Source organism: Streptomyces sp. NPDC029044, from assembly GCF_040637495.1.
GTDB lineage: Bacteria > Actinomycetota > Actinomycetes > Streptomycetales > Streptomycetaceae > Streptomyces.
The window spans coordinates 25,680-35,747 of record NZ_JBEZWN010000070.1; the positions used below are offsets into that span (position 1 = coordinate 25,680).

Below are 10,068 nucleotides of genomic sequence, written 5' to 3' on the forward strand. Positions count from 1 at the left end.
GGTGACGCCTGGTGCCCGCAGCCTAGGGAGATACGTGCCGTCTACAAGCAGGTTTCCGGGATCCGGACACCGGGGCGGCACGGGGACCGGCCGGGGAACCGGCGCCTCAGCCCTTGGCGCCGATCGCCGCGTACACGTTGATGTCCGCGTCCGTGACGTCGTTGATGTCGCGGTAGCGCACCTTCTCGATCTCCTCCAGTCCGGCGAGGAAGGACTCCTCGGGCTGCTCGGGGACGGGGGCCGCGTGGTCGGGCCGCCAGCGGTGCGCGGGGACGACCCCCGGGTCGGTGATCTCCAGCCCGTTCTCCGTGAAGAACCGCTCCACGTCGGCCCGGGAGCGCAGCACGAAGGTGAACCCGCGCTCGGTGTACGTCCGCTGGACCGCGCGGATGTTCTCGGGGTTGAGGTCCTCGGTGAGATGACTCAGCACCAGTCGGCTGCCGCTGGGCAGTTCGTCGAGCAGCCCGCTCACCAGGGGGTACGCCTCCTCGTCCGCGACGAAGTGCAGGATCGCGACCAGGCAGAGCGCGACCGGCCGGCCGAAGTCCAGTGTCTTGGCGGCCTGTTCGAGGATGCGGACCGGGTCCCGCAGATCGGCGTCGATGTAGTCCGTACGCCCCTGGGAACCGCTGGTCAGCAGGGCGCGGGCGTGCGCGAGCACCACCGGGTCGTTGTCGACGTACACGACCCGCGACTCGGGCGCGACGCGCTGCGCGATCTGGTGCACGTTCTCGGCGGTGGGCAGCCCGGTCCCGATGTCGAGGAACTGCCGGATGCCGTCCTGCTCCACGAGTGCGGTCACCGCGCGCCGGAGGAAGTCGCGGTTGTGCCGTACGTCGAGATACCCGCGCGGGTTGGCGGCCAGCGCGGCGGCGGCCGCGTTCCGGTCGGCGGGGTAGTGGTCCTTGCCGCCGAGGAAGACGTCGTAGACCCGGGCCGGATGTGCCTTGCTGCTGTCGATCCTCCTCTGCAGCTCGGCGGGATCCTGGCTGAGGGCACCGGACATCGACGTCTCCCTGAGAGTAGGTGGTTCAATCGACAACCACTACGACGGTCAACAACCTAACGGTTCAACGGATTTGATGGTGCCCGTGCGCCACGACCACCACGGGAAACCTCCCCGGACTATTCCGTGGTCCCCTCCGCCACCCACTTCTCGCCGCCCAGCGGAAACTCGTACGCCGGACGCCCGTTGTTACCGCTCGTACGGAAGGGCCGGCCGTGATCGTCCACGGTCAGCGTGCCGGACCGGTCGCCGCTGGACCAGCGCAGCTCCAGGTACCACCTGACGTCGTACGCGGAGGCGTCGGCGCGGATGTAGTACACCTCCGGGTCGGACTCGCTCACCTTGAACGGGAAGTTCGCGTGCCCCGCCTCGGGCACGACACCGGGGCGCGCGGCGTCGAGGGCGATCGTGAAGAACCGCTTCGGCACGCCACCGCCACAGCCGACGCCCGGATACCCCATGGCGTAGTCGTTCCAGGCGAGCGGTGCCCGCTTCCCGGCCATACGGACCGTCAGTCCCTTGACGACCACGGTCTCCTCGCCCTTCCCCTGCACGGTCAGCCTGAGGAACTGCTCCCCCGACGGCACGGCCCCCGTCGCCGCCACCCAGCCGGGCGCGTCCTGCTCCGGCGGCGGCGGCCCGACCCGTCCCGGCGGCAGATTGATCAAGTAGCGCTGGGAGCAGGGGCTTTCCCAGGCGTGCGGTTCCGTGTCCACGGTGAGGGGAGTGGGGGCGGGGGTGGTGTCCCGCCCGGGCCGGCCGGTGCCGGTGCCGCTACCTTCGCCGGTGCCGGTGCGGCCGCCGTTGCCGTTGCCATCGCCGTTGCCGGGGGAGGCCGAGGTGGGCGTCCCGGAGGCCGGCCGCCCCTTCCCGTCCTTGTCCTTCCCCTTGTCCTTGCTGTCCGCGGACGAGGAACCGGCCGACGAAGACACGGACGCCGCCGTGTCCTTCCCCTCCTGCCCGCCGCCACCGCCGGAGGCCGCCGCCGCGCCGCGCCGCCCCTCGTCGCCCGCCCCACCCGAGGGGACGGCCACGGCGAGACCGACCCCGCCGAGGACCAGGGCAGCGGCGACACCGACGAGCAGGGCACGACGGGGGCGCCGCCGCGCGGGTGCGTCCGCGTCCCCCTCGCCGTCCGGAGAGCCGGATTCGGGCGCGAGAACCTCGGCGCCCGGAGAAGTCGCCTCCGAAGAAGTCGCCTCCGAAGAGCCGCTCCCCTTCCGCACCCGCCCGGCATCCGCCAGCACCCACCGCCGGTGCAGCTCGACGAGCTCCCCCGGTGACGCCTTGCAGAGCCGGGCGAACCGCTCCACCGGCGCGTAATCGGCCGGCACGGCATCCCCGTTGCAGTACCGGTGCAGCGTGGACGTACTCATGTGAAGTCTCTTGGCGAGCACGCCGTAGCTCAGCCCCGAGCGCTCCTTCAACTCCCCCAACAGCGCGGCGAAATCAGCCGCGACCGTGCCTCCCGACACCGCTCCTCCATGCCCCGTGTCCCGTTCCCCCGTTCCAGGGAATGACTGTCCTCCCTGGTCAGAGCATGTGCGGGCGTTCCAACGTCCCGGGTCGTCCGCAGGGTCTGGCGGGCGGGACGGACCACCGCACAAGCTCTGGTCATCCAAGCACGCCGCTCCCGGACCACCGGCAGCGCGACCCGCCCGGGCCTGCTTCCCAACCGCCTTTGTCCGAAAGGAAACACAGTCATGCGCACGTACCACGCCCTCCCCGTCGCCCTCCTGGCCGCCCTCGCCCTCACGGCATGCCAGAACGGCACGGGCACGAAGGACGAGGGCGCCGCCCGGTCCGAGCCGGCCTCGGCGACGGTCCCGGCGACGCACCCGGCCGAGGGCACGAACAGCGGCGGAGGCACGAGCGGCACGACCGGCACCCAGACCACGAAGGAAACGAAGGACAGGAAGGACACGAAGGCAACGGAGGCAGCGGAGGCAGCGGAGGCCGCGAAGAAGTCAAAGGAGGCCGCGAAGAGCCCCACGGCCACCCGCGTCTCCTGCAACGGCTCCAACACCACCGTCACCGCGAAGCCGGTCCCCCGCCCCCTCAACCACATGCTGCTCACGGTGAAGAACACCGGCTCGAAGACGTGCGACCTCACCTACTACCCGGTGCTGCGCTTCGACGAGATGCAGTGGGTCCCGCAGCCGATCAAGGACTCCAGGCCGCAGGCGGTGACCACCCTGGCCCCCGGCGAGTCCGGCTACGCGGGCGTCTCGCTGTCGGCGGCCGACGGCAGCGGCGAGTGGGGCACCACCGGCCGCAAGCTCACGGTCGGCTTCCAGGGCTACACGCCGAACAGCGACGGCGGCCCCTCGGCGGTCCCGGCCCTGCCGGCCAAGGGCGTGTACTACGACAGCACCCTGAAGGTCACCTACTGGCTGCGCGACATGGACGACGCGCTGTCCTACTGACGACCGGGACCTACTGCTCCTTGAGCTTCTGGGCCACCTCGGTGGCCCAGTAGGTGAGGATGCTGCGCGCACCGGCCCGCCGGATGCCGGTCAGGGACTCCATGATCGCCCGGTCCCGGTCGATCCAGCCCTTCTCGGCGGCGGCCTCGATCATCGAGTACTCGCCGGAGATCTGGTACGCGGCGACCGGCACGTCCACGGCGTCCGAGACGCGGGCGAGGATGTCCAGGTAGGGTCCGGCCGGCTTGACCATCACCATGTCGGCGCCCTCCTCCAGATCGAGGGCGAGCTCGCGCAGCGACTCACGCACGTTCGCGGGATCCTGCTGGTACGTCTTCCGATCCCCTCGCAGGGACGAGCCGACGGCCTCCCGGAAGGGCCCGTAGAAGGCGGAGGCGTACTTCACCGTGTAGGCGAGGATCGCGACGTCCTCGCGCCCGATCTGGTCGAGTGCGTCGCGGACGACCCCGACCTGCCCGTCCATCATCCCGCTGGGACCGACGACATGGGCGCCGGCGTCGGCCTGCACCTGGGCCATCTCGGCGTACCGCTCCAGGGTCGCGTCGTTGTCGACCCGGCCCTGCTCGTCGAGGACGCCACAGTGCCCGTGGTCGGTGGTCTCGTCGAGGCACAGGTCGGACATGACGAGCAGGTCGTCGCCGACCTCGGCCCGCACGTCCCGCAGGGCGACCTGGAGGATGCCGTCCGGGTCGGTCCCCGGCGTCCCGAGCGCGTCCTTCTTCGACTCCTCCGGCACGCCGAAGAGCATGATCCCGGAGACACCCGCCGCGACCGCCTCCGCGGCGGCCTTCTTCAGACTGTCCCGGGTGTGCTGCACGACCCCCGGCATGGCGGCGATCGGCACGGGCTCGTCGACGCCCTCCCGCACGAAGGCCGGAAGAATGAGATCGGCAGGGTGCAGCCGGGTCTCGGCGACCATCCGACGCATCACGGGGCTGCTCCGCAGCCGCCGCGGCCGAGTACCGGGAAAAGATCCATACGTCGTCATGCCCCTACGCTACGCCCGCCCCAAACCCCCCGATACCGACGCCCTGTCGGCCGCCCCCGGCCCCCGCTGCGGGCATACGTGCCGCCCAGCTGCCGGCATGCGTGCCGCCCCGCTGCGGGCATGCGTGCCGCTAAGGGCGGCACGGGTGGGCGCAGCGGCACCCCGCTACGCCGGGCTGCGGACCCACCCGGCCCCAGCGACAACCCCGAGCACCTCGCAGCCCACCGCCCCACAATGCGCCCGACAACCCCCAGGTCCATCCTGAAACAGCAGGACAAGAACCCGACGGCCGGCCACACCCACCGCCGCCGTCCCTCCGTACCCGCCCCCACGGAGGACGCGATGACCGCCCCCCACCACATGCCCGACCTCTTCGCCCTCTCGGAGATCAACGGCCCCGTCGTACGCCCCGGCGAACGCGCCTACGCCGACGAAGTCACCGGCTTCAACCTGGCCTCCCTGCACACCCCGGACGTAGTCGTCGGCGCCACCGGCCCCGACGACATCGTCACCGCGATGCGCTGGGCGCACGCCACCCGCACCCCCGTCGCCGTCCAGGCCACCGGCCACGGCGCGAACTTCCCGATCGAGCACGGCCTGCTGATCAACACGTCCCGCATGACGGACGTCCACGTCGACCCCACCACCCGCACGGCCACCATCGCCGCCGGCGCGAAGTGGAGCCACGTCATGGCCGCGGCCGCCCCCTACGGCCTGGCAGGGCTCTGCGGCACCTCCACCGACGCGGGCGTCGTCGGCTACACCCTCGGCGGCGGACTCCCGGTCCTCGGCCGGGCCTACGGCTTCGCCGCCGACCTGGTCCGCTCCTTCCAGGTCGTCACCCCGGACGGGAACCTGCGCGAGTCGGACCCCCGGCACGAACCGGAACTGTTCTGGGCCCTGCGCGGCGGCAAGGGCAACGTAGGCGTCGTCACCTCGCTCGTCACCGAACTGCTGCCCCTGCCCCGGCTCTACGGCGGCGGCATCCACTGCCACGCCGAACACACGGAGACCCTGCTGCGCACCTGGACGGACTGGACCCGCACCGTCCCGGACGAGATGTGCAGCATGTTCTCGGTCCTGCGCCTGCCGCCCATCCCCCAGATCCCGGAACCCCTGCGCGGCGGCTTCTGGGCCCGGGTCGCGATCGCCTGGCCGGGCGACCCCGCGGACGGCGAAGCCCTGATAGCGCCGCTGCGCGAGGCCGCCCCGGTGGCCGTCGACATGGTCGAGGAGATGGACCACGCGGCCCTGGACCGCATCCACATGGAGCCCCAGGACCCGCTCCCGGCACGGGAGTGCTGCATGCTCCTGCGCGACCTGCCCTCCGACGCCGTCACCACGTTCCTGGAGGAGGTCGGTCCCGGAGCCGGCACCGAGTACCCCCTGCTCGTAGCCTCACTGCGGCACATGGGCGGCGCGCTGTCCCGCCCGTCCGCCGTCGAGGACGCCGTCTGCGCCCGCGACGCCCGCTACTTCATGGAGTCGGTCGGGATCATGCCCGCCCCACCCGTGGCCGAGGCCGTCGAACAGGCGACCCGCCGCCTCTACACGGCCATGGCCCCGTACGGGACGGGCCACACCATGGTCAACATCCACGGCACGCCGGGCGACGAGCAGGACCGCGCCCGCGCCTGGACCCCGGAGGTCTACGCCCGCCTACGCCACGACAAGGCCACCTACGACCCGGACAACCTCCTGCGCTACGGCCACGCGGTGACTCCCGCGTAGCCGCAGCCGGTTTCAAGCAGCGCGAGGTACACCGCCTGCTGTCGGCGGCTCCGATACGGACCGGCAGTCTCGGCATCGACCGGCGTGCGGGGCGCGGAAGGCGCGTTCGCAGCCGTCACACGTCTGGAAGGGGTGGGGACGGTAGCGGGCAGTTCCGGCATGCGTGAACACGACGGGAGGGTTCGCGGGCAGAGGCGGCGGCAGCAAGTGCTCAAGGCGGTGGGCGATCACACCGGCCGGGTGCCGCATGTCATCGGGGAGGTCGGCGGTCAGGACGCGGTGGACGACGGCGGTCGTGGCACCGCCGTCGAACCAGGCCGCGACGGCGGGAGCGAGCCGCTCCACCTGCCGCCGGGAGAGGGTGAGGCGGTCGTCGGTGCGGCGAAGGCCAGCGAGCAGGGCGACGGCCTTGTCGTGGTGCCGGCCGGGGGCCGTGTGCTCGGAGCCGCGCGTCTCCGGCGGGGTGGGTGACGCTTGAGGGGCGGGCTGTCCCCCGCCGAGCGAGGGCGCGTCCAGCGGGTCGGAGGCTTGGTCGTCTTCTTGGGTCGTTTCTCCGGCCTGCGCACCGATCACGGGACCGTCGGCGGTACGGGCGGCAGTCCTGGCGGCGGGGACATGGTGGGCGTACGTCCGCGTGTACAGGCGGCCCGCTTCCGTGCGCTCCCGCACCCGCTCCAGATAGCCGCGCGCCTCCAGCTCCCGCAGGGCGAAGGCGATCCGGTCCCGCCCTTCTGGGAAGCGCTCGGCGAGGCTGCGGATGTCGACCGGGGCGCCCTCCGGCAGCGACAGGATGTGAGTGGCCAGCCCGATGGCGGTCAGCGACAGCTCGCGGTGCTGCGCGAGGTGGTTACCGACGATCGTGTACCGATCGGGTTGGTACGCCCGTACGTGGGTGACACCGGAGTGGGTGGTCGTCTGCCGAAGCTCCTGTTTCGGGCGCGCGGCAGCGTTAGGCTGCTTCTCAGCCATGGGGAAGGGCCTTCTTCCTCGATGGTCAGGCCCTCGCACTGGGATTGCAGTCCCGGCGAGGGCCGATGCATGTGTGGGGTTGTGATGTTGCCTGGGGGCGAGACTGCACGCCCGAACGGCCATCGCGCCACTCGCACCCACCGGTTTCACCCGCCCGGGTGACGTAGGCGGGTTTGGTTGGTTGGGAGGGTTTTCCCCGAGTTCTTTGGTCTTTTACCGCCCGCCACCCCGGCCCGCACCTCACCGGTCCACGTGCTTCCAGGCTCCGGTATGGGCACATCGGCGGCGGGTCACCTGGAGCACCGAGATCAAGTTCGGCCCACACGGTCTTGCACGGCGCCGGGCCTGTTCGCACGCCCCAGCGGTCGGCCAGAGCCTCGACCAGGAGCAGACCGTGACCGGCCTCGGTGGGCTCTGCCCCTGCGGTCCCGCGCGCCCGCGTGGGCAGTCGCTCGCCCCGGGCATCGGTGACCTCGATACGGAGAGTGGCAGGCGCTGTGACGATGAGCCCGAGCCGGAAACTCCGCCCGGAGAGCCGGCCGTGCACGGCGGCGTTCGTGGCGAGCTCGGCGACGATCAGCCGGGCCGGGTCGAAGGGCAGTCCCCAGGAGCCCAGTTGCTCGGTGGCGAGCAAGCGGGCGAGACGCGCGCCCCTGCGGGTGGCGGACAGCGGCACGGTGAACTGGTGGAGCGAGATCCGTGGTACGGCGGTTTCCTGATTCACATCACTCAGCGTGTTCACGCGTGCGTAAGCTGTGAAGAGGGACGGCCCGTGCGGCCGACGGCTGTCCGTGAGGTGTCCGGTTTCTGTCCGGGCTGCCCGGGATGACCGGGCGCGGGCGGCCGAAGTTGCTCCGGGGATGGGCACGCGACGGGAGGGCGGCGCGCATGAGCGAGTGGGAAGCAAGGCTGGACGACGAGGCCGGGGCCGTGATGCGGACGGTGGTACGGCAGTTGAAGCTGTGGCGGGAGGCGGCCGGCCTTACTCAGGCGGAGTTCGGGGCGGCGATCGGGTACGGGGAGGAGCTGGTCTCCTCGGTGGAGCGAGGGCGGAGGATTCCGCGGCCGGAGTACTTGGACGCGGCGGACGAGGCACTGAGGGCGGGCGGCAGGATCGCGGCGATGAAGGGGGACGTGGCGGAAGCCCGATACCCGAAAAAGGTGCGAGACGTGAAGCGCCTAGAAGCGGAAGCCATCGAGATCTGCTCTTACAACAACTGCGTCATCGATGGGCTGTTGCAGACCGAGGCATACGCGCGAGCAGTGTTCAGCTCTCGGCGGCCACAGTTCGGAGAAGAGGAGTTGGAGCAGAGGGTAGCCGCTCGGCTGGGTCGTCAGGAGATCTTCAGCACCCCAACAGCTCGCCCCCTTCTCAGCTTTGTGTTGTGCGAAGCGACGCTGCGCCGCCTGATCGGGGGCAAGATGGTGATGCGCAACCAGCTCGAACGGCTGTCGGAAGTAGCCCGCCTGCGGAACGTCGACGTACAGGTGTTGCCCCTTAGCCGGGAGGACAACTCAGGCCTCGGCGGCCCCTTCCGACTCCTCAAGCTCAAGGACGGAGCCGCCGTGGGTCTGAACGAAGTCCAGCTCACCAACCGCGTGATCATCGACCCGAAAGAGACCACCGTTCTCGACATGCGCTATGGGATCATCCGGGCGCAGGCTCTCACACCACGAGAGTCGCTGGCCTTCATCGAGAAAGTGCTGGGAGAGTCATGACCCTCAAGCCCTCTGACGGAGCCGACGGCAAGCTGGGGTGGATAAAGAGCAGCTACAGCTCGGACGACGGTCCTTCCTGCGTTGAGGTCGCCACCACGTTGGCAACCGTCCACGTGCGCGACTCCAAGATCCCAGACGGTTCCCGCCTCGTCCTCACCGCCACTACCTGGGCGACCTTTCTGCCGTACGCCGCTGGGTGCTGACGGGGGTGAACGGACGTGGCCCGCACCCGAATCTCGGGGGTGCAGGCCACGTATGCACGTCAGTCGGCGACGGGAGCCGCTTTCACCGCCGGGCCTTCCCCTCGCGCCTGCTGCAACGTCTCCGCGATCGCGGCGAACTCTTCCAGCGCGGCCTGAAGATCCTCGACGATCTCGGCGGCGAGTACCTCGGGCGCGGGCAGGTTGTCCGCGTCGTCGAGGCTCGGGTCGCGAAGCCAGGTGATGTCGAGGGTGGCCTTGTCGCGGGCGATCAGTTCCTCGTACGTGTACGCCTTGAAGCGCTCCGTCTCGACACGCTTGGAGCGGTCGTCGGCGCTGTAGCACTGTACGAAGTCCTCAAGGTGGGCTCGGGTGAGCGGGTTCTGCTTGAGGGTGAAGTGCTGGGCGGTACGGAAGTCGTAGACCCACAGCCTCTCGGTCCACGGCTGCTCGGGACGGGCCGGCTTGCGCTCGAAGAACAAGACGTTTGCCATAACGCCTGGCGCATACCAGATGCCCTTTGGCAGGCGCAGCAGCGTGTGGACGTCGTACTCCTTCAGCAGACGACGACGGATGGTCTCACCCGCGCCACCTTCGAAGAGGACGTTGTCCGGGACCACGACCGCAGCCCGCCCGTGGATCTCCAGCAGCGAGGCGATGTGCTGGACGAAGTTGAGCTGCTTGTTGGTCGTTGTGACCCAGAAGTCACGTCGTTCGTAGGCGATCGCCTCGCGGGCGGCGGAGCCGTCGTCGCCGTAGACGGTGATCGATGACTTCTTGCCGAAGGGCGGGTTCGCCAGGACCAGGCTCGCACGCTTGGTGGGTGGGGCGATCAGTGCGTCACGGTCATGGATGAGGCTGGGCCCGGTGGGCTGGCCGATGCCGTGCAGGAATAGGTTCATCGCGGCGAGACGGGCGGTGTTCCTGACCAACTCGGTGCCCCAGATGCCACCGCTGCTGAGGTGCTTGCGCTGCTCGGGGGTGAGCCGGTTGCCATACTCGTTGAGG

At 70.4% G+C, this 10,068-nt stretch carries 9 protein-coding genes and 1 pseudogene; 4 read left to right on the plus strand and 6 right to left on the minus strand.

Annotated elements, in window-relative coordinates:
• Positions 1 to 106: 106 nt before the first annotated feature.
• Entirely contained in the window at positions 107 to 1,006 is a 900-nt protein-coding gene (locus tag AB0E85_RS34070) for an SAM-dependent methyltransferase (RefSeq protein WP_361935613.1), read from the minus strand.
• Positions 1,007 to 1,125: 119 nt separating this feature from the next.
• Positions 1,126 to 2,481, minus strand: a complete 1,356-nt coding sequence (locus AB0E85_RS34075) for a helix-turn-helix transcriptional regulator (RefSeq protein WP_361935616.1) — start codon at positions 2,479 to 2,481, stop codon at positions 1,126 to 1,128.
• Positions 2,482 to 2,709: 228 nt separating this feature from the next.
• Between AB0E85_RS34075 and AB0E85_RS34080 the strand changes: the two genes are divergently transcribed.
• On the plus strand, positions 2,710 to 3,432 hold the full coding sequence (locus tag AB0E85_RS34080) for a DUF4232 domain-containing protein (protein ID WP_361935618.1): 723 nt from the start codon (positions 2,710 to 2,712) through the stop codon (positions 3,430 to 3,432).
• A 10-nt stretch (positions 3,433 to 3,442) separates the two neighbouring features.
• On the opposite strand, the gene hemB is transcribed toward AB0E85_RS34080, so the two are convergent.
• On the minus strand, positions 3,443 to 4,441 hold the full coding sequence (gene hemB / locus AB0E85_RS34085) for a porphobilinogen synthase (protein ID WP_361935621.1): 999 nt from the start codon (positions 4,439 to 4,441) through the stop codon (positions 3,443 to 3,445).
• A gap of 234 nt (positions 4,442 to 4,675) precedes the next feature.
• Here hemB and AB0E85_RS34090 point away from each other — a divergent pair, with 234 nt between their 5' ends.
• Positions 4,676 to 6,172 (plus strand): FAD-binding oxidoreductase, encoded by a 1,497-nt coding sequence (locus AB0E85_RS34090; protein WP_361935624.1) that lies wholly within the window; start codon positions 4,676 to 4,678, stop codon positions 6,170 to 6,172.
• Between the two features lie 12 nt (positions 6,173 to 6,184).
• Here AB0E85_RS34090 and AB0E85_RS34095 read toward each other — a convergent pair whose 3' ends face one another.
• Together AB0E85_RS34095 and AB0E85_RS34100 are read right to left on the minus strand one after the other, a co-directional pair.
• Positions 6,185 to 7,141, minus strand: coding sequence for a helix-turn-helix domain-containing protein (locus tag AB0E85_RS34095; protein ID WP_361935627.1), 957 nt, complete (start codon positions 7,139 to 7,141; stop codon positions 6,185 to 6,187).
• Between the two features lie 301 nt (positions 7,142 to 7,442).
• Positions 7,443 to 7,865 (minus strand): annotated as a pseudogene (locus AB0E85_RS34100) (ATP-binding protein); the annotation flags it as partial.
• A gap of 164 nt (positions 7,866 to 8,029) precedes the next feature.
• On the opposite strand from AB0E85_RS34100, the gene AB0E85_RS34105 reads away from it, so the two are divergent.
• Complete coding sequence (locus tag AB0E85_RS34105; protein ID WP_361935630.1) at positions 8,030 to 8,860, plus strand: helix-turn-helix transcriptional regulator; 831 nt, start codon at positions 8,030 to 8,032, stop codon at positions 8,858 to 8,860.
• A complete protein-coding gene (locus AB0E85_RS34110) occupies positions 8,857 to 9,063 on the plus strand; it encodes a DUF397 domain-containing protein (protein ID WP_361935632.1) in 207 nt (68 codons plus the stop codon). The genes AB0E85_RS34105 and AB0E85_RS34110 overlap by 4 nt, the downstream gene beginning before the upstream one ends.
• 59 nt (positions 9,064 to 9,122) lie before the next feature.
• On the opposite strand, the gene AB0E85_RS34115 is transcribed toward AB0E85_RS34110, so the two are convergent.
• The coding region (locus AB0E85_RS34115; RefSeq protein ID WP_361935635.1) for an N-6 DNA methylase at positions 9,123 to 10,068 on the minus strand (946 nt) is incomplete at its 5' end.